The organism is Bacillus sp. V33-4 (genome assembly GCF_002860225.1).
GTDB classification, from domain to species: domain Bacteria; phylum Bacillota; class Bacilli; order Bacillales; family Cytobacillaceae; genus Bacillus_BJ; species Bacillus_BJ canaveralius.
In genome coordinates this window covers 71,458-96,478 of sequence record NZ_PGVC01000034.1, presented here as the reverse complement: position 1 = coordinate 96,478, position 25,021 = coordinate 71,458, and the positions used below count along the sequence as shown (strand labels likewise).

The 25,021-nt window shown below is 43.4% G+C and carries 25 protein-coding genes; 14 read left to right on the top strand and 11 right to left on the bottom strand.

The window, feature by feature from the left end; all coding sequences use genetic code 11:
- Nucleotides 1-11: 11 nt before the first annotated feature.
- The 6 genes from dhaL to CVD23_RS13325 all read left to right on the top strand — a co-directional run bounded on the left by dhaL (nucleotide 12) and on the right by CVD23_RS13325 (nucleotide 3,074).
- Nucleotides 12-638, top strand: coding sequence for a dihydroxyacetone kinase subunit DhaL (gene dhaL, locus CVD23_RS13350; RefSeq protein WP_101578679.1), 627 nt, complete (start codon nucleotides 12-14; stop codon nucleotides 636-638).
- Nucleotides 635-1,030 (top strand): dihydroxyacetone kinase phosphoryl donor subunit DhaM, encoded by a 396-nt coding sequence (gene dhaM / locus CVD23_RS13345; RefSeq protein WP_101578680.1) that lies wholly within the window; start codon nucleotides 635-637, stop codon nucleotides 1,028-1,030. Before dhaL ends, dhaM begins: the two co-directional genes overlap by 4 nt.
- Before the next feature lie 21 nt (nucleotides 1,031-1,051).
- Nucleotides 1,052-1,297, top strand: a complete 246-nt coding sequence (locus CVD23_RS13340) for an HPr family phosphocarrier protein (protein ID WP_101578681.1) — start codon at nucleotides 1,052-1,054, stop codon at nucleotides 1,295-1,297.
- 11 nt (nucleotides 1,298-1,308) lie between these two features.
- Nucleotides 1,309-1,866 carry a glycerol-3-phosphate responsive antiterminator gene (locus tag CVD23_RS13335; protein WP_101578682.1) on the top strand — a complete coding sequence of 186 codons (558 nt, stop codon included), beginning with the start codon at nucleotides 1,309-1,311 and terminating at the stop codon, nucleotides 1,864-1,866.
- A gap of 668 nt (nucleotides 1,867-2,534) precedes the next feature.
- Nucleotides 2,535-2,768, top strand: coding sequence for a hypothetical protein (locus tag CVD23_RS13330; RefSeq protein ID WP_101578683.1), 234 nt, complete (start codon nucleotides 2,535-2,537; stop codon nucleotides 2,766-2,768).
- Nucleotides 2,769-2,870: 102 nt separating this feature from the next.
- Nucleotides 2,871-3,074: a hypothetical protein gene (locus CVD23_RS13325; protein WP_101578684.1), complete on the top strand. Its 204-nt coding sequence runs from the start codon at nucleotides 2,871-2,873 to the stop codon at nucleotides 3,072-3,074.
- A gap of 134 nt (nucleotides 3,075-3,208) precedes the next feature.
- On the opposite strand, the gene CVD23_RS13320 is transcribed toward CVD23_RS13325, so the two are convergent.
- From CVD23_RS13320 to CVD23_RS13280, 9 genes are all read right to left on the bottom strand, one after another.
- Nucleotides 3,209-4,312 (bottom strand): GerAB/ArcD/ProY family transporter, encoded by a 1,104-nt coding sequence (locus CVD23_RS13320; RefSeq protein ID WP_101578685.1) that lies wholly within the window; start codon nucleotides 4,310-4,312, stop codon nucleotides 3,209-3,211.
- A 7-nt stretch (nucleotides 4,313-4,319) separates the two neighbouring features.
- A complete protein-coding gene (locus CVD23_RS13315; protein ID WP_101666281.1) occupies nucleotides 4,320-5,438 on the bottom strand; it encodes a GerAB/ArcD/ProY family transporter in 1,119 nt (372 codons plus the stop codon).
- Between the two features lie 18 nt (nucleotides 5,439-5,456).
- Entirely contained in the window at nucleotides 5,457-5,690 is a 234-nt protein-coding gene (locus tag CVD23_RS13310) for a hypothetical protein (RefSeq protein ID WP_101578687.1), read from the bottom strand.
- 6 nt (nucleotides 5,691-5,696) lie between these two features.
- Nucleotides 5,697-6,905 carry a Ger(x)C family spore germination protein gene (locus CVD23_RS13305; protein WP_101578688.1) on the bottom strand — a complete coding sequence of 403 codons (1,209 nt, stop codon included), beginning with the start codon at nucleotides 6,903-6,905 and terminating at the stop codon, nucleotides 5,697-5,699.
- Nucleotides 6,906-6,917: 12 nt separating this feature from the next.
- Complete coding sequence (locus CVD23_RS13300; RefSeq protein ID WP_101666280.1) at nucleotides 6,918-8,552, bottom strand: spore germination protein; 1,635 nt, start codon at nucleotides 8,550-8,552, stop codon at nucleotides 6,918-6,920.
- A gap of 167 nt (nucleotides 8,553-8,719) precedes the next feature.
- Nucleotides 8,720-9,793, bottom strand: coding sequence for a GerAB/ArcD/ProY family transporter (locus tag CVD23_RS13295; protein WP_101666279.1), 1,074 nt, complete (start codon nucleotides 9,791-9,793; stop codon nucleotides 8,720-8,722).
- A 13-nt stretch (nucleotides 9,794-9,806) separates the two neighbouring features.
- Nucleotides 9,807-10,025, bottom strand: a complete 219-nt coding sequence (locus tag CVD23_RS13290) for a hypothetical protein (RefSeq protein ID WP_101579026.1) — start codon at nucleotides 10,023-10,025, stop codon at nucleotides 9,807-9,809.
- Entirely contained in the window at nucleotides 10,018-11,190 is a 1,173-nt protein-coding gene (locus CVD23_RS13285; RefSeq protein ID WP_101666278.1) for a Ger(x)C family spore germination protein, read from the bottom strand. Before CVD23_RS13285 ends, CVD23_RS13290 begins: the two co-directional genes overlap by 8 nt.
- Nucleotides 11,191-11,213: 23 nt before the next feature.
- Nucleotides 11,214-12,767: a spore germination protein gene (locus tag CVD23_RS13280; protein WP_101579037.1), complete on the bottom strand. Its 1,554-nt coding sequence runs from the start codon at nucleotides 12,765-12,767 to the stop codon at nucleotides 11,214-11,216.
- Nucleotides 12,768-13,051: 284 nt separating this feature from the next.
- Here CVD23_RS13280 and CVD23_RS13275 point away from each other — a divergent pair, with 284 nt between their 5' ends.
- From CVD23_RS13275 to CVD23_RS13260, 4 genes are all read left to right on the top strand, one after another.
- Nucleotides 13,052-14,998, top strand: coding sequence for a sigma-54-dependent Fis family transcriptional regulator (locus CVD23_RS13275; protein ID WP_101666277.1), 1,947 nt, complete (start codon nucleotides 13,052-13,054; stop codon nucleotides 14,996-14,998).
- A gap of 800 nt (nucleotides 14,999-15,798) precedes the next feature.
- Nucleotides 15,799-16,755, top strand: a complete 957-nt coding sequence (locus CVD23_RS13270; protein ID WP_101579036.1) for a thiamine pyrophosphate-dependent dehydrogenase E1 component subunit alpha — start codon at nucleotides 15,799-15,801, stop codon at nucleotides 16,753-16,755.
- A 30-nt stretch (nucleotides 16,756-16,785) separates the two neighbouring features.
- Nucleotides 16,786-17,808, top strand: a complete 1,023-nt coding sequence (locus CVD23_RS13265; protein ID WP_101666276.1) for an alpha-ketoacid dehydrogenase subunit beta — start codon at nucleotides 16,786-16,788, stop codon at nucleotides 17,806-17,808.
- 15 nt (nucleotides 17,809-17,823) lie between these two features.
- Nucleotides 17,824-18,963 carry a dihydrolipoamide acetyltransferase family protein gene (locus CVD23_RS13260; RefSeq protein ID WP_101666275.1) on the top strand — a complete coding sequence of 380 codons (1,140 nt, stop codon included), beginning with the start codon at nucleotides 17,824-17,826 and terminating at the stop codon, nucleotides 18,961-18,963.
- Nucleotides 18,964-19,079: 116 nt separating this feature from the next.
- Here the strand turns inward: CVD23_RS13260 and CVD23_RS13255 are convergent, their stop codons facing one another.
- Nucleotides 19,080-19,301 carry a DeoR family transcriptional regulator gene (locus CVD23_RS13255; RefSeq protein WP_101579035.1) on the bottom strand — a complete coding sequence of 74 codons (222 nt, stop codon included), beginning with the start codon at nucleotides 19,299-19,301 and terminating at the stop codon, nucleotides 19,080-19,082.
- 450 nt (nucleotides 19,302-19,751) lie between these two features.
- Here CVD23_RS13255 and CVD23_RS13250 point away from each other — a divergent pair, with 450 nt between their 5' ends.
- Complete coding sequence (locus CVD23_RS13250; protein WP_101666274.1) at nucleotides 19,752-20,291, top strand: DUF3231 family protein; 540 nt, start codon at nucleotides 19,752-19,754, stop codon at nucleotides 20,289-20,291.
- Between the two features lie 143 nt (nucleotides 20,292-20,434).
- Entirely contained in the window at nucleotides 20,435-21,850 is a 1,416-nt protein-coding gene (gene pepV, locus CVD23_RS13245) for a dipeptidase PepV (RefSeq protein ID WP_101666273.1), read from the top strand.
- A 409-nt stretch (nucleotides 21,851-22,259) separates the two neighbouring features.
- On the opposite strand, the gene cysK is transcribed toward pepV, so the two are convergent.
- Entirely contained in the window at nucleotides 22,260-23,195 is a 936-nt protein-coding gene (cysK, locus tag CVD23_RS13240) for a cysteine synthase A (protein ID WP_180955662.1), read from the bottom strand.
- A 232-nt stretch (nucleotides 23,196-23,427) separates the two neighbouring features.
- Between cysK and thpR the strand changes: the two genes are divergently transcribed.
- Together thpR and CVD23_RS13230 are read left to right on the top strand one after the other, a co-directional pair.
- Nucleotides 23,428-24,000 (top strand): RNA 2',3'-cyclic phosphodiesterase, encoded by a 573-nt coding sequence (thpR, locus tag CVD23_RS13235; RefSeq protein ID WP_101579019.1) that lies wholly within the window; start codon nucleotides 23,428-23,430, stop codon nucleotides 23,998-24,000.
- A 25-nt stretch (nucleotides 24,001-24,025) separates the two neighbouring features.
- Nucleotides 24,026-24,988 (top strand): NERD domain-containing protein, encoded by a 963-nt coding sequence (locus CVD23_RS13230; RefSeq protein WP_101666272.1) that lies wholly within the window; start codon nucleotides 24,026-24,028, stop codon nucleotides 24,986-24,988.
- Nucleotides 24,989-25,021: the final 33 nt, after the last annotated feature.

Sequence of the window (25,021 nt, the reverse complement as noted above, 5' to 3'; positions counted from 1 at the left end):
GAGTTATTCGGATGGGTTTTGGAATAGAACAAGCCAAACAGTGGCTCACGCAGCTTAGTGAAGTATACCAGCAACAAAAAGAGTATTTAACCGAACTGGATCAGGCGATCGGTGATGGCGACCATGGCATCAACATGGCAAGAGGCTTCAAAGAGGCTGCGCAGAAAATCGGGAATACTTCGTACGCCGACCTGGGCAGCTTATTTAAAGATACCGGGATGACGCTTCTTGCGAAAGTCGGCGGCGCATCAGGGCCGTTATATGGAACTGCTTTTTTAAAGGCGGCTGGCGCATTGAATGATAAGCAGGAAATCACGATTGCGGATTTAACCGCTGCTTTATCCGCTTCTGTTGAAGGGTTAAAGCAGCGCGGCAAAGCAAGCTTGCGGGAGAAGACGATGATCGATGTTTGGGAACCTGCCGTCGACTATTTACAGGAACATCAGGACAAAATAAATTGGGATGACTTTATTTTATTTACGCAAGAGAAAATGGAAGGAACAAAAGATATGGAAGCGAAAAAAGGCCGGGCCACGTATCTCGGAGCACGTTCTGTCGGGCATATCGATCCAGGTGCCGCTTCATCCCATTATTTGTTCTCGGAATTAGCGAAAGCGTTTAAAGGAGCACAATCATGAGTTATGTAGGCATCGTGTTAATTTCACACAGCAGGGATATTGTTAAAGGCCTGGAAGCATTATTAAGGCAGATCCAGCAGGATGTTCCATTGGCGATTGCTGGCGGAACGGAAGCAGATGATATCGGCACTGATATGTTTGACATTAAGAAAGCGATCGAATCGGTGTATTCGGACAAGGGTGTCGCCATTTTATTTGACCTCGGAAGCGCCTTATTGAATGCGGAGATGGCGATCGAAATGCTCGAAGGCGAGCAGAACATTAAAATCGCCGATGCTCCTCTTGTAGAAGGTGCGTATGCTGCGATTATTGAGTCAGGGATCGGAAGCTCGATTGATGACGTCATTGCCGCTGCTGAAGGAGCAAAGCATTTGGAAAAGATCCAAAGGTAACAGACATAAGAGGTGAACAGGATGATAGAGAGAGAGATTACCGTTACAATCGATAAAGGTCTCCATGCCAGACCTGCAGCAGATCTCGTCAAAACGCTGAACGGATTTGAAAGTAAGGTTGATTTTTTTGCCGGAGCAAAGCAGTTCAACCCGAAAAGCGTGTTAAGCATGATGACAGCATCGATTAAACAGGGACAAACGATTCGGGTTGTAGCCGAGGGAAGCGATGAAAGGGAAGTAATTGACTGGCTTACTAAATTTCTTTGAAAGGTGAGACTATGAGCTTTAACGGTCAACAGATTATCCCGGCCGCTAAAAATATGAAACAGTTTGAATTATTTCTTGAAAGCAGCTGTGATTACGGAGTTTTACTCGAAATTCACATCGCTCAATTAAAACATGTCTCACAAATGGCCTGCCAATATAATAAGAAAATACTCATCCATGCGGACTTGGTCCATGGATTAAAAAATGACGAGTATGCTACCGAGTTTCTATGCCAGGAAATCAAGCCATTTGGGATAATCTCGACTAGGCCCAATGTGATTGTCAAAGCAAAGCAAAAAGGTGTGCTTGCAATTCAAAGGATTTTCCTGCTCGATTCCCAAGCGATCGAGAGAGGCTACAGCCTTTTGAAAACGACGAAAGCGGATTATGTGGAAGTGCTGCCAGGCATCATTCCCCGCATCATCAGGCAAATGTCAGAAAAAATAACTATTCCGATCCTCGCTGGAGGACTTGTCCAGACCGAGGAAGAGGTAAATTCTGCAATTAATGCCGGAGCCATTGCCGTGACCACTTCGAGGGTCGAGCTTTGGAGAGCTCCGTGGATTTAATGATGTAATAACATGATATTTTTTAGGCTGTCGACCTTTATCGGCAGTCTTTTTGTTTTACTGATTTTCTTTTTAATACAGTGTTATTTAGAATAGTAGGATTAGGAAACGCAAATTTCGAAAAAAACTAGAAATAGCTTACATTACTCTCTCTGACGATTTTGCCATTCCTTTGCTTATGTTTTGCGGCGATTCTATATATCAGGTATGAAGGGAGTAAGCACGCCAAGATTCGTCCTATTATTATAATGAAAATACCAAATGTGTCCATTAGATTATCCTTTCAGCATTTGAATGTCTAATTTTATTATGCCTAACACAATCAATTTAACCCCCCCCTTCTTAAACTAATCTGCCCCTTTAGTCACCCCCATGCAGCGCAAAACCTGTGAATGCAGATAAGGAGCTATTAGTGGGAGTAATAGTAGGACAATTTGGTCGATTTCACTTAAACGAATACCGAAAAAAAGTGAAATCAGACTTCGAAAAAACTTATCCGGATTATAAATGAGTTGCTGATTTCCATAGACCGTCCTTCTGCAACTGACACATTAACAACAGGGTAATCCTTTTGTTTCTTATAATGGAAATGTTTCATTCACATATTGATAATGACTCGAGTAAAAATTAAAAAAGCATTAAACGTTTATATAAGGTGGTGATTAATAATGCAAAATCAACAACAAATATGGTTGCCATTGCTAGCCTCTGCCGGTATTGGTGCAGCAGCTTTTTATAGTATGACCAGAGGCCAGGGTATGGGACAAACTATCCAGCAATTTCTACCACTAGCAGCAGGAATGGGTAACAACGGTCAACAGATGCAACAAAACACTCAGCAGAATCAGCAAAATCAGCAGAATCAGCAAAAGACTAAACAAAATCAATCATCCTTTAATTAGCTATATCAATGATTTGAGAAATTGTATATTATTACCGTTAATAAAAAAAGGGGGAACGGTGAAGATAATATTGTATATAACTGCTGATGGAAGGAGCGTAATATGAATAAAAAGTGGTTAACACTATTAATAGCAGTTTTTTTATCTTCCACCATGTTAATGGGTTGTAACAACGGAGATGATGCACCTCCAGGAGTGGATAATAACGATACGATAAACGAAGATGATGAAAATGATAAGGATCCCGATTCCGAAGATCCAGTTGAAGATCCTGAAGATGAAGACCCAGATAATAAAGATGAGTAATGATCAGCAATAAGTTTCAACACCGTTTGTTTTCAAACGGTGTTTTGTATGCTTCAAATTGAACTGTCCTAAAAAAGATAAGAAGCAATTTAACTTTTCCAATGTGATAAATTCTGGCTGACTTTAGCGTAACTTCACCGGCGGGGATTAAAGTGTTTGCGAATCAGCACTACAATCAGCAATAGTAATGGAATACCGATTTGAAAAGGGAGATGCAGATAAATCGGAACTATTTTTAATCCCACTTCCAGATGTTCCGGAAAATTGCTTGCCATATAGATAGAGCCTGTCAGTATGATGAGACCGACCGAACTTATAATAATGTATCGATGTTTCGCCACTTTAAATAGATCCTCAATTCCCTTTACCGCTGCATAAAAAAAGATCACAATCTTAAAGAAACCGCCGATAATCAGCATCGAGATCACGATCGCATCGAGCCGCTGGATAAAATCTGCGATATTAATCTTTTGCACCGTTTTTAACAAAGGAAACATCGAAGTAGAAGCGATATATGGGCCAAGAACAGCAATATTAATAGCTGCTGTTAAAGCGAGCAGCAATCCGCTTACCGTCAAGGCAGACAATCCAATTTTTATTTCCATTTTAGGTTTGTTCAAAAAAGGAAGCAACATGGCAAAGACAATCATCTCTCCAAAAGGAAAGGTTAATGTTTGCGGAAAGGCGGTTGTTAAAACAGGTTTCCAGCCGTTATCCAGAACAGGTACGAGGTTTTCGAATTTTACAACACCGGATGCAAAAAGGAAGAAAAATCCGAAAGCGATTAAAACAATCATAAAGCCAAATAAGATTTCCCCGGTCCTTGCCAAAGTTTCGATCCCCTTGGTGATTCCATACACACTTAAAGCAATCATCGTTGCACTGATCGCAAGCATAGGGGTTTCCCGGAACGTTGATGTTAGAAGCAAATCCGAGAAATCACGCAAAACCCGTGCGGCGAGATAAACGAAATAAACGATGTATAAAAAAGTGACTGGATAACCGATCCATTTACCAAGGATTTTCGGAATATAACTGGTTAAGGGGAGATTCGGATAGTGACGGAAAAGATACCTGTAGACAAGAAATATCAGCAATCCCCCTGTCATCCCGAAAAGGACCGCCAGCCAGGCATCCTGTTTCGCCTGCATTCCCAATCCAACGACAACAGCACTTCCAAGTTCAAACAAAAAGATTAATGCAAACAATTGGGATGGACTAATTTGCACTTTTTCCATAGCTTATCTATCCTTCCGCCTTATCGATTGGTTCCTTTAAATATTTTTTTCGGAATATCGCGACCACCAGCAGAAGTAACGGCAGAAAAAATCCATATGTTAAAGTAAATGGGAACCATGTTTTAGCAAGGAGTGTTTGAAAATAAACCATATTCGGACTGATTATGATCGAAAGCACGACAAGAATCATTCCTAAAGGAAGGGTTAGTGGCCGATATTCTTTCAGTTTTAATGTTTGGGCAAGTCCTAAAACAGAAGCATAAAAACATATGGTTAGTTTAAAAAAGATCGTGATAAACCACATTCCGGCTACAATCGCTTCAATCCGCTGCAAAAAATTAGCAATGTCTATTTTTCTGGCTAAAACAAAAGATGGGTATAGATTTCTGGCTGTATAATCAGCACCTAGAACCAAAATGCATAATGCTGTAATGATGATTATCACAATTCCGCCAATCAATGATCCCGTTAAAAAAGCTTTCCGCACTTTATTTATGCTATTGACAAAAGGATATAGCATCAACATAATCACTGTTTCCAAGTAAGGAAAAGCGACAACAGAAAGACTCCCCCTGATGACTGGTTTTATTCCCTCCTCAAAAACGGGCTGTATCTTTTGAAAGTCGATTTGCGGGATAATAGAAAAGACAACAATCAGAAAAAAGATGATTGTCCACGGCATCAAAATTTCTCCTGCCCGAGCTATTGGTTCAAGGCCGAGACGCGTCCCCATAATCACCACACTTAAAAACATAATATGAATAACCTCAATTGGAGTCTCTGGCATGATTTGCACTGTCACGAAATCTCCGATATTTCGAAGAAGGAGTGCCGCAAGGATGAAGAAGAAGGAAAAATAAAGAAGAGCAACGATTTTGCCCAGCCACTTGCCGAGAATTTCCTCACAATATTCAACCAATGTCATCCCGGGGAACCGATTTCCAATCGTGGTGTATAACCATACGAACAATAAGCCAATCCCTCCTCCGAGTGCAGCTGCCATCCATGCATCCTGTTTTGCTTCGGCAGCCAGAACGGAAGGTGAAAACAGGATCGCAGGCCCAAGCATAAAGAGAATCATTAGCACTGTAAACTGGCTTACGCTGATCTTTCCTTTTTCCAGCAATCGTTTTCACCTGTCCTTCTATGTCAAAAAACTAAAGATAAAATCGCTGAAACGCTTATAAACAAAAGCAATCCGATCCATGGGATTGGGAATATCCTTGTGTAATCCCTGGGCTATGCTTAATCCTGTTCCAAATAGCAGAAGGATTGAAAAAACCAATAGTTCTTTTTTAAGCCTTTTCCTTAAAAGATAGGGTACTTCCTTAATCACGATGATGACCGCAACAGCCAATATCCCTGCACTTACCCACATGCGGATTTACTCCTTTAATTCATTTAAGAAGGATTTACTTAATGTTCCTATGCGCCGAATCTTTACATCCACCTTGATATTTGCCTGAAGGTTGACAAATTCCTTCTTCCAATCTTTTTTTGCTTTTTTCCAATATGCCGGGTCTGCTTTATGTATTGCTTCACCAAAGCCAAATATATCGGATTTATAGTCTTTTTGAGCTTTATTTAACGCTGCTTCAATATCACTTTGAATGGCTTGTTCTGTTTTTGTTTCCAGGTCATAAATGGTTTGGGTTTTGGATAAATCAACCTCGCCGCATTGTACTTCCGCAACATTTGCTTCTGTTCGAACGGTGACATCTACTTCTGGCCGCCCATTTACAACCTTGCCTGAGACCTTTGTTTTGGAACGTATTAACTCCACGCTAATATTCCCCTTTTTTGGGCATTGGACTGTAACAACAGTACTTTTCACTTTGTCATTAATAAAGTTCGCCCCTTTGCTTTCGTCCTCGTTTAACCAGCCAACCAGTTTATCTTTATAAAATGCAGCCATTCCATTAATCTTTAAAATGGCCTGAGGACTTGTCTTTTGGATATTCTCCCTTTTTTCTCCTCTTGCCGGATCTCCTGTAACCTCAACTCCTGTTAACAAAGGATTGGTTCCGGCAGCCACCAGGTCGGATATGAGTTCATCCAATGTTTGGGTAGCGGTCACTGCCCAGACTTTCTGTGATGTCTCAAGTGACTCGAACATCTTATTGGCCGGGATTTTTTCTAATGGGATCGAAAAAATTTTCAGCACCTGTTCCGCCGTTGTTTCCTTTGCGACAATAATGAAAAAATCGGTACGGAACTCCGGATCTCTGGAAATCAGGTCCAGCGTTTTCGCAATTCCTTCTTCTCTTGCCAATTCTTCACCTATGACAAACAAGCGAAGATGGGCAAAATAGATTTTTCTTGGCGATTTGATTGTCATTTTTCGGACTGCCTCCATCATGGAGTCGCCCGTTGAGGTAAGTGTTACGATCGGTGAATTGGTTCCTCCACCCTTTTGCGTAACTATTTCTCCAGGATTGACGATTTGAGCAGAAACCTGATATTGCTCCCCTGATTTATCAATTCCCATCGCTACAGCGATCGCGAGTTCATTCAATTCACGACGGTTCCAGCAACCTGTAAGCGGAACGAGCAGGATGATAAGCACAAAGGACATCAGAACTTTGTGTTTCATAAGCGCCCCCCTCTATTTCCCCTCAGGTTTGCCGGTAGGGGAATTTTGTTCGCGAATCACGTTTTTCTGGCTTATTAAGCGCGGACGCGAAAACATCCCCCAGATCGGTACACGGAATATCATGTCCTTTTGATCTGCAGGAATTAACGGGCCGAACGGCGACATATACGGGATGCCGAAAGAGCGCAAACTGCATAGGTGCAGGACAATGGCCATGATCCCAATCGTAATGCCGAATAAGCCAAATGATGCGGCAAGAATCATCAAACCAAAACGCAACATTCGAACCGAGATGGCCATATTAAAAGCAGGCAACACAAAACTCGAAATCGCAGTGATCGCAACGACGATGACCATGGCGGCGGAAATAATTCCGGCTTCCACTGCTGCCTGGCCAATAACTAGAGCTCCGACAATCGATACCGCTTGCCCAATCGCTCTCGGCATTCTGACTCCTGCCTCCCGTAAAATTTCAAACGTGACTTCCATCATCAGCGCTTCCACAAACGCCGGAAAAGGCACTCCCTCTCTTTGCGCCGCTAAATTGATCAACAGCGGGGCGGGGAGCATCTCTTGATGAAAGGTAGTTACCGCAATGTATAGCGACGGCGCGATCATGGAAATGGCTAAAGAAGTATACCGCAAAAACCGGATCAAACTTCCGATATCCCAGCGTTGATAGTAATCTTCCGCAGCTTGCAGAAATTGCCCGAAAATGGCGGGAACCAATAAAACAAATGGAGTCCCATCCACTAAAATCGCAATACGCCCTTCTAGAAGTCCTGCGGCCACTACATCAGGTCTTTCGGTATTATAAACTGTAGGAAAAGGGGTATAGGTTTCATCTTCAATCAGTTCCTCAATATAACCGGTTTCCAAAATCCCATCGATATCAATGCGATTAAGCCGTTCGCGGACCTCATTAAGCACCTTGTCATTGACAATGCCATTGATATACATGATCGATACTTCCGTTTTTGTGACTCGACCGATTTCGAATGTTTCCAGCCAAAGGCTGGGATCTTTAATTCTTCGTCTGATTAACATCGTATTATTTCGAATGGTTTCCGTAAATCCTTCCCTTGGTCCGCGAATAACGGTTTGAGACGATGGCTCTTGTACACCCCGCTGTGCCCATCCTCTTATCGCGACGATCAGACCCTTGGCAGTCCCATCGATTAAGATGACAGTATCTCCTGATAAAATAGCGGTAAGTAGGGTTTCAAAATCAGTAACATCCTTAATTCCACCTACTGCAAGTGCTTGTTCTTTTAACAGTTGCAAGGCGGTATTTGGGTTGGCGGAAATCTTTTGATCTAGTTCCGATCGCCTCATATCTAGCAATAATGATTCCATAATGAAATTATTAATAGCTTTGGCATCGGCCAGGCCATCGGTATAAAGCACGGCAGCGCGGATATTGGCTTTATTGCCGATGCGAATTTGCCGTATTGTTACATCCGAACTATTGCCAACCGCATTTTTCACAAACTGGATATTTTCTTGAATACTCGATTTCAGTGGCTCCTTTTGATTCGGCCCGGTCGGATCTTTTTTTGCAGTGGAGGAAAGTTTTATTATTTTTCTGATGGTATTTTTGAAAGATCTCAAGAATCTCCCCGCCTCTGCATAGTCATTATTACCCATTATGGTCTTAATGCGAATCTTTCATACTTCTTAGTGGCTAGCAAACTTTTCACCCAGCAAAAAAAGAGCTGCCGAAGTTCGGCAACCCTGTTATGGGCAGGAGCGTGCACTATTATTTGGCGACTTCCTGCGAATACGAACACGGAAGCAAAGATATGAAGAATCTTTTATGCGTTTAACCCCTGTTTCTTCTCTGGTTTTAATATAAAGAAGAGAAGGATCGGAAGTGCAAGTTCAAATATGAGCGCAAAGACCGGCCAAGTTTTATTTAAATTCATAAGCTGCACAGTATCCCTAAAAAACAAAAAGGAGCACACATATGCAAGAGCGGCGAATGGAGTGGTTAGAATTTTCGCGGATGTATCCGGGATGATTGTTTGAATACCGTAGCATACAATATATAAGCTGTAGGCTATTTTTGCGATGATCGTAGGCATCCATATCCCAACAAGCGGAAGGTCAAATCGATCAAGGAAATCGGTTACCTTCAAGTGCCGGACAAGTTCATAGCTGGGGTAAAACAACCTCGGCAGCATGTTTGTTCCAAGGATTAGCTGTGATGACAACACTAATATAAACAGCATTCCTGTCCCGATTAAAAGGGAGAATATGCCGTAGCGCACGCGGAAGGTGATATGGGAAAATAGAAAAAAAACCGCGATTACTTCACCCAAATATGCGACAAAGAACCAGGACCCTTTTAAAACACCTGGCAGATTTATTTCTTTATAGGGCATGATCAGAATTGGGTCAAACTCCCTTGCCAGCAGAAGTGGAATAAACAAGAAGGCCATCGTCATTACAGGAAAATAAACTTCTGTAAACCTGCCCATTGCTTCAACGCCACCGCGACTGATATACCAGACCGCGAGTATTAACAGGATGGCGGAAATAAAGATCGGTGTATCAGGCAGTAAAACAATATCAACAAAATCCATCAGCATTCTTATATCGCGGACAAGAATTAGAAAAAAAAACAATACGTAGAAACCGATAATAATTTTGCCGAGTAATGAAAATCTCTCTGCTAAGGCCTGGAATATATTTTGCCCGGGAAATCTGGCGGCAACCTTCGACATTAAGAAAACCGGTGGCAAAATAATCAAGCTTGCAACGATGAGCGCTAAATAAGTATGCTGGCGGGCATAAACAGCCGCCTGGGCAGGTACGGTTACCAAGGTTGCACTTAAAATAAACGTTGCGCCCATTAAGATCACTTGATGATGCGAGATTTTATTCACAGTAATCTGCTCCTTATGAAATAGGATCGAACGGTTCTAATAAAAAATGAAGCCACATGGAAGGATTAACATGGTCCGGATTATTCAGGATATATACTTGGAGTGCGGCGCTGATTAGAAGTATACCAATCGTGATTGTCCGAGTTATTTTTGTCGCCTTCTTAAGGTTTTTCCGTTCAAGTAATAAGATGATAATAACGACAATGCTAACAGCTAAGATGTGTCTAATCATTTATCAAATGACTCTCCTTTCTGCCTAAAGGAGTAATGACAGCTCCGACGTTTTCGATATGAATATCAGGTTTTACGGCAACCTCCACTTCTGGATAGATCTCTCCCCACCTGTTTTCGATTTTCTTCCATTCAGCCGGTTTTTCGTTATAAATGAGTTGTCCAAATCCTACAACATCAGCCTTATATTCATGCTGTAAGCGATCCATCGACTTCAAAATGTTGTCTTTTATTTCTTTGTTGAGCTTCTGCTCTAACGCGATAATATTCGTCTCTGAGTCAATATCGTAATTCGATTCATTTTCAACTACCACCCCTCTACCCTTGATCGACATTTCCATTGTGATTTTGTCTCTCTTCACAATGGGTTTTACGTCGACTGTATATTCTTGTATTTGCGTCACGATCTCGTCGACTCCTGCGGGAGGGCGAACGATTATTTCAGGCTGTTGTGCTTCTCCCATGGCCAAGAGAGCACCTGTGGCTTGATTCGATTTTAAAAATCCCACCAATTTATTATTTTTAAAAACAGCCAGGCCCTCAATCTTTATCAGTTTCTTTTGGTTTTTATCGGCAACTGCATATGGGAGAGCGAGATCGACGCCATCTGCAATCATAATATTGACTACATGCTTGAGTGATCTGGGTTCCTTCATTGCTGTTAACGCTAATTCACGTATGGCTTCAGACGGAAAATTCTCCATAGGAACGTCTGTTTCCAGTATTTTTTTGGCCTCCCCCCTGGTCACAATCATTAAGGCCGATAACCGGTTTTGTGGAATCCTTCCTAATACATCGATGATTGGCTCTATTCCGGAACGCGCCATTTCTTCTCCAACCAAAATCAACCGTCTATGGGCAAAGTTAAGCTCTCTTGGGTTGGATCTCTGTTGTTGATTATTAATCTCCCGAATGTTTTTTCCTTCAGTTGATTGCATCAAATACGATTTTCCACCGCTTGTACCGCCGCCGCCCCCCTTGCTACCAGCCCCGCCAAGCTGTCCTGGCAATGCAACCTGAACCGTCGATCTATATTGCTTGTCAGATTTATCAATAGCTGTTCCCATCACAAACGCGACATCGTTGATTTCCTGGCGGTCCCAGCATCCGGTCAAAGTTAGCAGGACTGAAGCAAGTACGAAATAGCGAAGCTTTTTAAGTTTCATTTACCGTCACCTTTCTCATTGAGTCAGGAGTTGTTATCCTCCTGCATGCGTTTTAGGTTATGCCGTGCATAGGTTGACGGCCTCGAAAACATTCTCCACCACGGTGCCCTGACAAGGATATCTTTCACTTCGTTTTTTCTTAGTGGAGCTATTCCGGAAAAGTAAGGAACGCCGAATGAATTGAGCTGGCATAAATGAGTGATTAAAATAGTGGAACCGATAACTATTCCATATAAACCAAATGCAGCGGCCAGTATCATAAGCGGGAATCTCATTAAACGGATAGCGATCGCAAAATTGAATCTTGGTATCGTAAAAGAGGCAATACCTGTTAACGAAACAATGATCACCATCGGAGCGGATACAATTCCCGCCTCGACAGCTGCCTGGCCGATGACGAGGGCTCCGAGAATACTTACCGCTTGTCCGATCGTTTTTGGCAGCCTCACACTTGCTTCCCTTAGTGCTTCAAACGCTACCTCCATAATTAATGCTTCCACAACAGCAGGAAAAGGGATAGCCTCCCGCGCTGCCGCTATACTCAGTATTAATGTGGTTGGAAGCATATCATGGTGGTAGGTAATCACGGCTATATAAAGAGCAGGTGTGAAAAGCGCCACCATTAAGAAAAAATATCTCAACCAACGAATGAAGTTTGAAGCATAAAATCTTTCATAATAATCCTCGCTTGCATGCAGCATTTGCCAAAATGTGATCGGGCCGACCAACACAAAAGGTGTATTGTCGACGAAAATCGCAAAACTGCCTTCTAGCAGCTGCCCGGCTACAGAATCGGGCCGTTCCGTATACTGCAGCTGGGGAAAAGGTGAATAAGGATTATCCTCAATAAGTTCCTCAATATATCCAGATTCAAGAATACTGTCGATTTCAATCCTGTTTAAGCGTTTTTTTACATCATCCAGAACGTTAGGGGGAATGATTCCGTCTATGTAACTAAGAACAATGTTGGTCTGGGTTTGTTTTCCCAGTACCATTGCTTCCATTTTTAATTTAGTGGATTTCAACCTGAATCGAACGAGAGCCGTATTTGTCCGTAAATTCTCCGTAAATCCTTCTCTCGGTCCGCGAATCGACGCCTCTGTTGCAGGTTCCTCCACGCCCCTGCGAGTCCCCTCCCGAACGGATATAAGCAAGGCGTCAGAATGGCCTTCGACAAAAAGGGCAGCATTCCCGGACAGGACGGATGAAAGAATATCCTGATATTTATTTGTTTTGGTAACGCTCGGATATGACACATTGTTTTCAACCGTACCAGGGAGATCATCAGCAGGCGTGACCCTTGTATACTTATAAATTAAATGTTCGATCATGTTGTCTGCAATCGCTTTTGCATTCACCATTCCATCGATGTAAATAACCAATCCTTTTAAAGACTGTTTTATAGCAATGTCTCGATAAACAACATCGGAGCAGTCCTGAAAAAGCACCTTTAATAAATCGATATTTTCTTTAAGGGTAGTGGAGACCTTCTCTTCGATAGAACTTGCGGGATTTTCCTGTTGTAAAATCTCCGTAAAATCCCTTTCCGTTACTTTCTTCTTTCTGTCTAGTTTCATCATACTGTCTCACTTCCCTTAAAAACCATGATAGGAATTAATGTATCCGCAGGTTAGCAAATATATGTAAATAGCCTAATTAAAGCAGAAGCGGAATTTTTAAGGTGTTTATTTAAAAAAGCGGACATGCTGGGACCCTTGTAACAGGTGGAATTTCCGATTAATTTTTTGAAGGAAAAGAGCGTACTAGAACAGAAGTAGTTAGAGCAATTACATGTACCAATTTTTCTTGAATTTCCATTGAATTTTCTGGTCTAAAGCTAAATATATTGGGGGGAAATGGCATGAAGGAGAAAGAGCTGCACCACATGTGGGAGATGTTTGTGAAAGATGAGAGGCTGCATTGCGATTTAGATCCGATCGTCAAGAGTTCCTGGTTACGGTCGAAAATGAACAAGGTAGATCCGTATCAAGCCACCGGCAAGGAAAAATTATCTGAGCATGAATTAAAGTTGTTGGCAGAAAAGAAGAGAGAATTAATCCAAATTTCACTTCCGCTCATGAACACCCTTTACTCACTTGTAAAAGGATCGGGATTTCTTGTCATTCTCTGCGATGAAAGCGGTTACTTATTAAAGGTGATTGGCGATAGGGATCCATTAATCGCTGCGGAAAAAATTCAGTTCGTTGAAGGGGCGAATTGGAGCGAAGAGGTGATGGGAACGAATGCGATCGGTACAGCCATCAAAGTCGGGACGCCGATCCAAATTTTTTCCTATCAGCACTATACAATCGCCACCCAATCATGGACATGCTCGGCTTCTCCGATTAACGAGGGTAACGGCCAATTAGTAGGTGTTTTAAATATGTCGGGGCCGTTTGAAAAAGTCCATCCCCATACGCTCGGGATGGTCGTCTCGACGGCAAAGGCGATCGAGAATGAACTGCAGTTAAAAGAAAAAATTGAAAAGAATGAACTGATGAAAAGCTATCTTGAGGAGACAACGAACACACTGAGCGATGGAATCATCATTATCAACGAAAAAGGAACGATTATTAAAACGAATAAAACGCTCCAGAAGATGCTTCACTTACATCCAGATGAAATTGAAGGTGTAAAGCTGACGAATGTCTTTGAAAATAGAACAATCGAAAGCTTCCTGTTGCTGAGCCAGGAGGTTGTTGACAGGGAAATAAAGCTGCGAATTCGCAAAAACGGCGTCCATCTGTCCGTATTGTTCAATGCGAAGCCGATTATCAGGGGACTCCAAGTCATCGGTTCGCTTGTAACGGTGAAAGAAATCAAAAAGGTTCGCCTGTTTGTCAATCATGTATCAGGGAATCAGGCAAAGGTTACTTTTAATGAGATGATTGGAGAAAATGAGCGCTTTCTCGATTGTCTGCACGAGGCAAAGCTGGCCGCCCAATCGGCATCAACTGTGCTGATCATGGGGGAAAGCGGAACGGGAAAGGATCTTCTGGCACAAGCGATCCACAATGAGAGCAGCCGCAGGCAAAATCCGTTTCTCGCCATTAATTGTGGCGGGATTCCAAGAGATTTGCTTGGCAGTGAGCTGTTCGGGTATGTGGAAGGAGCATTTACAGGAGCCAGAAAAGGTGGCAGTGCCGGGAAGTTTGAGCTGGCTGACGGCGGGACGCTTTTTTTAGATGAAATTGGCGAAATGTCATTAGAGATGCAGGTTCTCCTGCTGCGCGTGTTACAAAATCGCGAGGTGGTCAGAATCGGCGGTTTCAAAGTAGTACCTGTCAATGTCCGGATTATCGCTGCCACGAACAAAAACTTAAAGCAGGAAGTCCAAAAAGGCAACTTCCGCGAGGACTTGTATTTCCGATTGAACGTCATGCCGATTACGATGACCAGTCTGCGGGAACGCAAAGACGATATCCCGCTCTTAGTCCATCATTTTTCAAGCCAGCTAGCCTACGGTTTGCAGAAAAGTATCCCGGCGATCCGAAACGAAGTGATGGATTTATTAACAAAATATCAATGGCCTGGAAATGTTCGCGAGCTGCAAAATATATTGGAACGGGCGATTGTGAAATCTTCCGGAAGGGACCTTACCGCTGATTTGTTTCCGGAAGAAATAACCGGACTGCACAGCTTGCCTGAAAATCCCCGTTTATTGTTACCGAGAAAGGATGAATTAAAAAAGCAGGCGTTAATGGATTCGATCACAAAGTACAACGGAAATTTCAGTAAAGCAGCCAAATATTTAGGCATTTCCAGAAGCACGCTGTATCGGCAAATGGAACGGTACAATATTCGCTAAGAAATGATAACATGAGCGAAATTGATGATATATATTGAAAGTTGACGATAAGTCTGGAAAAGTTGACGATAACTTGTGCGAAGTTGGAGATAAGTCTGGAAGTTGACGATAAAATAGCCGAAGTTGACGATAAGTCTGGAAAAGTTGACGATAACTTGTGCGAAGTTGGAGATAAGTCTGGAAGTCGACGATAAAATAACCGAAGTTGACGATAAGTCTCGAAAAGTTGACGATAACTTGTGCGAAGTTGGAGATAAGTCTGGAAGTTGACGATAAAATAGCCGAAGTTGATGATATGTCTAAAAAGTTGACGATAAAATAGCCGAAGTTGACGATAAGTCTGGAAAAGTTGAGGAAAACACGGCCGAAGAGGTATAAAAATGAACAGAATCCTGGATCGCAGGGAGCCTGATTTTCAGATAATCGGCAAAAAAGATTTTGAAACAAGAGATTCTTGCGGTACCCGGTAAAAGGCACTGTCGACCATTATCGGATCAACATCTGCATAAGCACGAGATTCTTGCGGTACGCGGTAAAAGGCACACCTTCATCCGGATGGCCGCATCGCCGCTCAGATAACTTTCGTAAAAACTGTCCCGTTTTGCAACACTGTCCCATTAACAAGGGTGCAGCTGTTCCAAAACGGGACAGTCTCTCGTTTTGTCAACCAATAAAGAAAGCGTTTTCATTTTTGGCATGAAACTTGCATCGAAATAGTTGGGAGTATTTTTAAAAAAGGAGGAACTAAAGTGTCATTAACAAGTGAAAAAGTTAGTATTCCTGTTGAGAAGCTGAAGTGGATGTACGAAACAATGGTCAAAAGCCGCTATTACGAAGATACGATGGTCGAGGCTTATAACGAAGGGAAAAAACCGGTTTTCAATATTGGGGCAGGGCCTGTTCCGGGGGAAATGCACCTAAGTACGGGACAAGAGCCGGCTGCCGTTGGAATTTGTGCTCATCTTAACAAGGAGGATACCGTGACGTCCCCGCATCGTCCGCACCATCATGCGATCGCGAAGGGTGTAAATTTAAAAAAAATGACGGCTGAGATGTTTGGAAAGATTACCGGACTTGGCAAAGGAAAAGGCGGTCATATGCATTTATTTGACCCCGAGGTTAAATTCTCGTGCGGAGGAATTATTGCTGCCGGTATTCCCCATGCTGTCGGGGCTGCACTGGCCGCCAAGAAAAAGGGAAAGAACTGGGTAGCCGTTGCCTTTGTCGGCGAAGGAGCAGCCAATGCCGGAGGCTTTCATGAATCCCTGAATCTGGCGGCGGTTTGGAAATTGCCGTTAATCGTCGTTGTTGAAGACAATGCATATGGAATCTCCGTCCCGAAACGCGCTTCAACCGCTGTTGAATCCAATGATAAACGGGCAGCGGCTTATGGAATTGCCGGTGCCTATGTCCGGAACAACGACCCTATTGAAATGTATCGTGTATCGGAACAAGCAATTAAGCGGGCGAGAAATGGCCAGGGTCCAACGATCATTGAAATCGAAACGCACCGCCATCTCGGCCATTTTCAGGGGGATCCGGAGCTTTATCGCGATATGGAAGAAGTGCCAAATCTCCGTAAAATCGATCCGATCGTTAAAGTAAAAGAATTGCTGCTGGAAGGAATCGCAACCGCAGAAGAAATAGAAGAACTGGAATCAAGAGCAAAGCAAGAAGTCGATGAGGCATATGCTTTCGCAAAGGAAAGCGAGTACCCGAAACCGGAAGATGCACTGGCGGATGTGTTCTCAAAATAACCAATTGAAGCAAAGGAAAGGGGATTTCAGATGGAAACGCTAAAAACGCGGATGTTAACAGGAAATAAAGCGATGGCTGAAGCAATTGCCTTGGAAATGGACAGGGATCCAAATGTGTTTGTGTTAGGTGAAGACGTTGGCAAATATGGGGGAATTTTTGGCTCGGCTCAAGGATTATTTGAAAAGTTTGGCGCGGAACGGGTTATGGATACACCCATTTCGGAAACCGCGTTTATCGGTGCGGCGATAGGTGCAGCCGCTGAAGGAATGCGCCCGATTGCCGAGCTGATGTTTGTTGACTTTTTTGGTGTTTGCATGGACCAAATCTATAATCATATGGCGAAAATTCAATACATGTCTGGCGGCAATGTAAAGCTCCCGATGGTATTAATGACCGCTGTGGGCGGAGGCTACAACGACGCGGCGCAGCACTCGCAAACATTATATGCGACATTCGCCCATCTTCCAGGCATGAAGGTAGTCGCCCCATCGACTCCGTACGATTTGAAAGGGATGATGATTTCAGCAATCAGGGATGATAACCCGGTTGTGTTTATGTTCCATAAAACACTACAGGGACTTGGCTGGATGGATCAGCTCGACGCTTCGATTTCACATGTACCGGAAGAAGCCTACACCGTTCCATTGGACAAGGCGAATGTTGTTCGTGAAGGAAAAGACGTCACGATTGTCGGCTTGCAAATGACGATGCACTACGCGCTGGAAGCTGCGGAAAGGCTTGCAAAAGAAGGCGTTAATGCGGAAGTGATTGACTTGCGGTCACTTGCTCCAATCGACAAAGAGACGTTATTAACATCAGTTCGAAAAACACACCGGCTGATCGTCGTCGATGAGGATTATTTATCTTACGGGGTAACCGCGGAAGTGTCTGCGATTGTGGCCGAAGAAGCATTGTATGATATGGACGCACCGGTTAAGCGCATCGCCATTCCAGATGTCCCGATTCCATACAGCCGTCCATTGGAGCAATTTGTGCTTCCGAATGCAGAAAAGATTTTTCAAGAGGCTATGAAACTTGTAAATGAACAATAACAGGAGGTTGTCACCATGTTTGAAGTAAAGCTGCCGCAAACATCCGAGGAGGATTTGGAAAGTGTCATCGTTTTCTGGCATAAATCAGAAGGGGATCCTGTCAAAGAGGGCGATGTACTCGTGGAGGTGCAGACAGAAAAAGCTGTCTTTGAAATAGAAGCCGAAGAAAGCGGGGTACTGAAAGAAATCCTCGTTCCGCGGGGAGAGGTAGCTGGCGTAGGCGATGTGCTTGCTAAAATTGAAACGGCTGCAGAGATTTCCGTCGATGTGGAGCAAACTGATCCGGCAGGGGAAGAGCCGCCAAAAATGAGTGCTGCTGAAGCGGCAGATCCACAGTTTGTCAGGGCGTCGCCGCGGGTCCGCCGCCTGGCCCGGGAGCTTGGCGTCGATTTGGCGTCAGTAAAGGGGACCGGACGAAACGGGCAGCCAACTGAAGAGGATGTTCGCCAGGCAAGTTCACAAGAGGATAGTTCTGAATACACAGCTGTTCCATTCAGCGGAGTCAGGAAAACAATTGCAAGAAGGATGTCTGACAGCCTGCAGGAAACGGCCCAATTAACGGAAACAGCGTGGGCAGATGTGACGTTGTTGGATCAAGAACGAAACCGCATCCAGGACAGCCCTTCATGGAATGATCTTCTGTTATTTGCGGTAGTCAAGTCATTAAGTGCGCACCCGGAAATAAATGCCCATGTGCATGAAGATCAAATTCACCAATACGTTAAGGTTCATTTGGGTGTTGCCGTCGATACAGAGCAAGGGTTATTTGTACCGGTTGTCAGGAATGCAGATGAATTAAGTTTAATAGAGTTAAAAGAACGGATCAGCCAGCTTGTGGAAAAAGCAAAACATAACAGGCTTTCAACTGAGGAACTGTCAGGTGCCACCTTCACGGTTACCAACCTAGGCAGCTTCGGCATTCAATTTTTTACGCCAATCATTAACCGGCCCGAGGCTGCTATTCTTGGTGCAGGCAAAATCGAAACAGACCTTATTTTAAAAGTCGGCCAACCAGCCGAGCGAAAAAGGTTGCCATTAAGCTTAACATTCGACCACCGCGCCATTGACGGAGCACCGGCAGCGAGATTTCTGCAAACCGTGATTCGTTGCCTGGAAGAGCCTGCTGAACTATTGGAAGAGGTTTTGGCAAAATAGATAGACTGTGAGGCTGTCCCTGGGGCAGTCTCTGTTTAATTGTCTATTGTGAAAGCGATGTGGAAGGGGTGGCCATATCCTGGCCACCCCTGCTCGGTTGTTCCTATTTTTTGTTTTTAAGAGGTCATTTTCACTTTCTTTTGCGTAGTGGTCCATTTGCCGCGACTTGGGCTTGTGACTAAGTCATTATAGGCGAGGACGTTCAAGTCTCTTTGGATGGTTCGAGGTGTGATACCAAATTCCTCTACAAGGTCCTGAGTTGTTACAGTTCCATTGTTCCGAATAAACATGTAGATGGACTTGATGCGGTTCAACATTCGGTTAGTTGAAGGTTTCAAAAAACCACTCCCTATCCTTTTTTCAAACCAGTGGCACTTCCTGCGACCGACAGATTCTATTAGGAACATGTCTCCAAATGATATGTAATTTTCTTTTCCCCAGACACTCCTTTTTATTCCTTCGTGAGTAAATCCAAGATGTATATACCTGTACTATTATTATTTTACCCATAAAATCTGATAATTTCTAGCTTTATAAAAAAGTTCACAAAATATTTACTTTTTCAGTGTGTAAAACTTGTTTATTTGCAAAACCAAATGAAGCATCACACCTTTCAGCCTTGTTATTATAAACTATGGTCGAAAACAGGCTTATTATGATAAATTAAACGAAAATTAAGAAAAATAAATAGATGCAACTTATGGCTTCTTAATACCATAAAATCATGGGGATAATTAGAAGAGGAATGGGGAAGTTAAAGGAAACAATGTCCAGGAGGAATCAGCGGCATGAATTTCTTTCAACTCACCAAGGATGCTTTTGAGCAATTCACAGATAAAGAGATGAAGCCCCTCCATGTCGGGGAAGTGATGAATTTATGGTTTTATTTGATCGGTACGAAGCAAACGCTGCGGGGCGATGAAATTTCCCGCAACATTTGCCAGGATGAAGACCTAAAAAAGAAGCTTGACGAGGCTATCAATGATGTGCATAGGCCGATGGTCAAGGAGCTGGAAGAGTTTTTCCTGAAGGAGGGTGTCCCGCTGCCGGACACAACTCCAGAAAAAAACGTTGGAGATTACCGCAGCATTCCGGACGGAGCAAAGATGAACGACGAAGAAATCGCAAACTTTCTCGCCTACAATCTAGTCGTCGGAATCACTTCAGCCGTCAGAGGCATGACGGAAGCTGTAAGAGTGGACGTTGCTTATATGTTTTTGAAATACCAAATGATGAAGGTCGCCTATTCTGTTTCATTTAAGAAAATGATGGAGGATAAAGGCTGGTTGAAAACACCGCCATTCTATAACCAGGAGAGACATAAGTGAAAAGACTGCGCAAGCGCGGTCTTTTGTTTTATGTTTACATAGCAACAAAGTTTTCAAAAAAAGCTTTATAATAAAGGCAGACAAAAAATTTTCCACATTGTTGGAGAAATCGTACTAAAGTTCTAGGAGGATTTTTCAAAGCGATGAAACCAATTGATTGGCTAAAAGAGGCGGTAAGCCGTAAAGATGAATTGATTGATGATACACAAAATTTGCTTCGCATTAAAAGCTTGCTTGATGAGGAAAATGCTACAGCTGACGCTCCGCTTGGTGAAGGCGTGAAAGAAGCTCTGCAGTTTATGCTCGATCTTGGCGACAAAGATGGATTTGTTACAAAGAATGTTGGCAATCTCGCTGGTCATCTTGAGCTTGGCGAGGGTGAAGAGATTGTCGGCGTGCTCTGCCATGTTGATGTTGTGCCGGAAGGGGATGGCTGGACAAGCGACCCATATGGAGCGGAAATTCGCGATGGGAAAATTTATGCCCGTGGCGCTATCGATGACAAAGGTCCGACGATGGCGGCCTATTATGCTATGAAAATTGTTAAGGAGCTTGGTTTTCCTTTAAATAAGCGGGTCAGGATGATCATCGGGACAGACGAAGAGAGTGAGTGGCGCTGTGTAGAGCATTATTTTAAGCATGAGGAAATGCCAACGATGGGCTTTGCTCCAGATGCTGATTTCCCGATCATCTATGCGGAAAAAGGAATAGCCGATTTTGATCTTGTTCAGAAGGCGGCTCAAACAGTAGAAGACGAGTCAAGAATCCAGGTGAACAATTTCCAATCAGGCAGAAGATACAATATGGTTCCGGACTTTGCAAAGGCGTCCTTGTCCGTTCCATACGATCAAACAGAAGTACTGCAGCGCTTTACGGAGTACTTAAAGAAAAACGAGCTTGAAGGAAAATACTATGTCGATAACGGTGAACTGATCCTTGAATTGGAAGGGGAATCTGCTCATGGGATGGAGCCTGACAAAGGAAAAAATGCCGGGCTGCTGCTGGCGGCTTTTCTTTGCCAGCTTGAGACAGATACCAAGTCCCAGCAATTTTTCGCGTTTGTTTCAAAATATTTTTGTAAAGAATCGCGCGGCCGTGGGCTCGGCATTGCCTATTCCGACGAGATTACCGGAGATTTAACGATCAATACGGGGAAACTGTTTTACAGCCATGAAGAAGGCGGAAGACTCGGCTTGAATCTTCGCTACCCGGTTACGTTGAAAATGGAGAAAACGAAAGCAATACTCGCAGAGCTGCTTGAGGAGGAAGGCTTTGTTATCGAGAATTTTTCCGACTCGAAGCCGCATCATGTCGAGGAATCCAATTTCCTTGTGCAAACATTAAAGAAAGTGTATGAACAGCAAACTGGCGAAAAACCCGAATTGCTATCAATCGGTGGCGGCACCTATGCACGTTCCTTGAAATCCGGAGTGGCTTTTGGACCGCTCTTTCCGGGCCGTCCGGACTGTGCACATCAAAAGGATGAACATATTTATATTGATGACCTACTGAAAGCAACGGCGATTTATGCTCAGGCCATTTATGAGTTGGCCCGCTAAATAAGCCGAGTTCTCAAAAAAGAGCGGCCAGCCCTGGGTCAATATGCTTTTAATGAAAACACAAAAAAGGGCCTGATACGGATCGGAAATTACTTCCGGGGTATCAGTCCCTTTTTATTATCAGCAGAAAAAAATCGTTTCGCTTAATAAAAGCCAGTTTTCGCTTAATTCCTGTTTTTTTCGCTTAAATCAGAGGGATTTTCGCTTAATTCCCGCTGATTTCCGCTTAATTATTTTCGGTTGCCTCTGCAAATGTAAAACTTTGTATTTTAATGTAAATATCTGCAATCAAAATACCGCTAGCCGCCTATATTTCAAGCTTTTTTTCCTGAAAAGGGTCAATTCTATTCAAATTGAACTAAAACGGCTCAATTTATCATTTAAATCGAAACTAAAACAGTTCCAATGTTTATTCAAACCGGAACAAATCGCTTGATAAATACCTTTCACCAGTATCGGCCACGATGCAGACGACTACATCGTCGGGTGTCAACTTCTTAGCTGTTTCAATCGCAGCAAAGCAGGCGGCTCCTGAAGACGGGCCAACCAGAATTCCTTCTTCTCTGGCAAGGCGCCGCGTAATGTCGTAAGCTTCTTCATCCTTAATTTGATGAATTTGATCGTAGACATCCTCATTCAATATTTCTGGAATAAACCCGGGGCTTGTGCCGACGAGCTTATGTTTGCCGGGCTGGCCGCCGGATAGAACTGGAGAACCGGCTGGTTCAACGACATGGACTTTTAAATCAGGATAATGGCTGCGCAGCACTTCGCCAGTACCGGTTATCGTTCCGCCTGTACCGGATGTTGCCACGAATGCTGACAAAGTTTTGCCGAGCTCATCCATGGCTGCAATGATTTCAAGAGCAGTCGAATGGCGGTGCGCGTCGGGGTTTGCTTCATTCTCAAACTGCATCGGCATGAAACTGTCGGGAATTTGCTCGGTCAGTTCTCTTGCTTTTAAAATAGCACCAGGCATTTTTTCATCACCGGGAGTTAATACGACTTCGGCCCCATAGGCTTTAAGAAGATTGATTCTTTCCTGGGTCATCGTATCCGGCATCACCAAAATCGCCTTGTATCCCCGTGCAGCCGCGTTCATCGCCAAACCGATTCCGGTATTGCCGCTTGTCGGTTCGATGATCGTTGAGCCGGGCTTTAGTTTGCCTTCTTTTTCGGCAAGGACTATCATATGGTATGCTGCCCGGTCTTTTACACTTTTGCTTGGGTTGAAAAATTCGAGCTTTAAGTAGACGGATGCACCACCGACAGGTGCTAGCCGGTTTAATTTTACGAGTGGTGTATCACCGATTAATTCAGCAATATTATTTACTACTTTCACAATGTTCGTCCCTTTCGGTAAAATAGTATAGGAAGTATGATTAAATGCTTCTCCCTCAGTTTGGAAGAGCCAATTTATTTTATATAATAAATCATACGATAAAAAAGCCTGAATTCGCAAATCGAAGGACTTGAGCTGCGAGCCCGGCAAACAAGAGCCGGGTTTAAGCTTCTGCGATTTGGGAGAGGATTTTGCTAGAATAGGTAAAAGTTATCGATGAAAGGGCGTCTAACCAATGGGTAATCAACCGCATTATTTTATCGCAGTAAGCCTGCCGAAGGAGACGAAACAGCAACTCAATGAAACAGCAAAGCAGCTCGGCGAGGATTTTCCTTTTGCAAAATGGGTTCATGAAGAAGATTTTCACGTTACGCTCGCCTTTCTCGGTGCTTCATCCGATGAGAAGATTGCGAAGACGATCGAACTTACGAATCAGGCGTTAACGAATGTCGGCGCATTTCGACTGACAATCGACCATATCGGTGTATTTGGAAAAAAAGACTCGCCACGGGTTTTCTGGGCCGGATTGATAAGGGAAGATCGCCTTCATGAGGTCCGGGATTTAGTGTTTTCTGCCTGTGAAAGAGCCGGGTATTCACTCGAAACAAGGCCTTTTGCGCCACATATTACACTGGCGAGAAACTGGTCGGGGCCAGAACGGTTAGATCCGCATCAGCTTAAGGAAAAAAATATTCTTGAAACAGAGCCGCTTTCGTTTTTGGCAACAGAAGTGGTTTTATATAGGATACATCCAGGGAATACGCCTAAATATCGGGCGTTTGCGACATTCCCCTTACATATTGAATGAAATAATTAAAGGCAGGTTTATCTATATGGGACAGCTCATTAAGCTGCAAGATTATGTATCACGCTATGAACAAAATATATTTCTTTATCCTTCCCGGTTTGTCAGGTTAAAAAAACAGCAGTGGGAAAAACTGCTTGTGAACTGGGAAACAGACGCTAAAGACAACGTTGATCAATCAGCCGCTTGGCTTGAAGATGATCATAAACCGCTCTTTCATAAAATAAAAGGATTTTTGCGAATCGCGGAGAAGGAGCCGGAAACGGAAACCATCGTCGAAGTAGATGAAGGTGCAGATTCCGATGAAGATGGGGGCATGTTGTTCACGCCCTCGCTGCCGTCCAAACCGGAAACAGTCGAAGATTTGAAAAAGCATTTCCTTGACCAGCTGTTCCGTTTTCAAATGAAATGGGCAAGTACAACGATTCTGGAAAAGTCGGATGTAGAGCAGAAATTCTATTATGACGAACGGCTAAAGTTTTTCCTGCAGCGCTTTCCTGATACTTTTTTAGTTTTATACAAGCCTGTGTTTCTATTGAAGCAGGCGCCGGTCGAGGTAGAAAGTGTCCTGATCGGGCCGTCTGGTGTATTGTGCATATCTTTTCTTGAGGAAGAAGAGAATGCGGTATTTTCCGGTTCAACAGAGCGATTCTGGATAAAGCGCCATCAAATGAAGGAGCAAAACTTCTTGAGTCCGTTGCTTGCCTTAAACCGGACGGAGAAAGTTATTAAAAAGATATTGGAACTATATGATATCGATCTTCCTGTTCAAAAAATGATCCTTTCGAGAAACGGGTATATCGATTTTCCATCTGCTCCATATGATATCCGTTTTATCGAGAAACGCAGCTTTCAGGAATGGTTCCAATCAATGCGCAAACAGCGATCACCGCTTAAAGCCCAGCAGTTAAAAGCAGCCCAGGCGTTGCTGGAATATTGCCAAACATCCAGTATGAGACGAATGGAATGGGATGCCAGTGATGAAAAATAAACACGGATGCTAAGTGCCGAAGAGGAAACGACG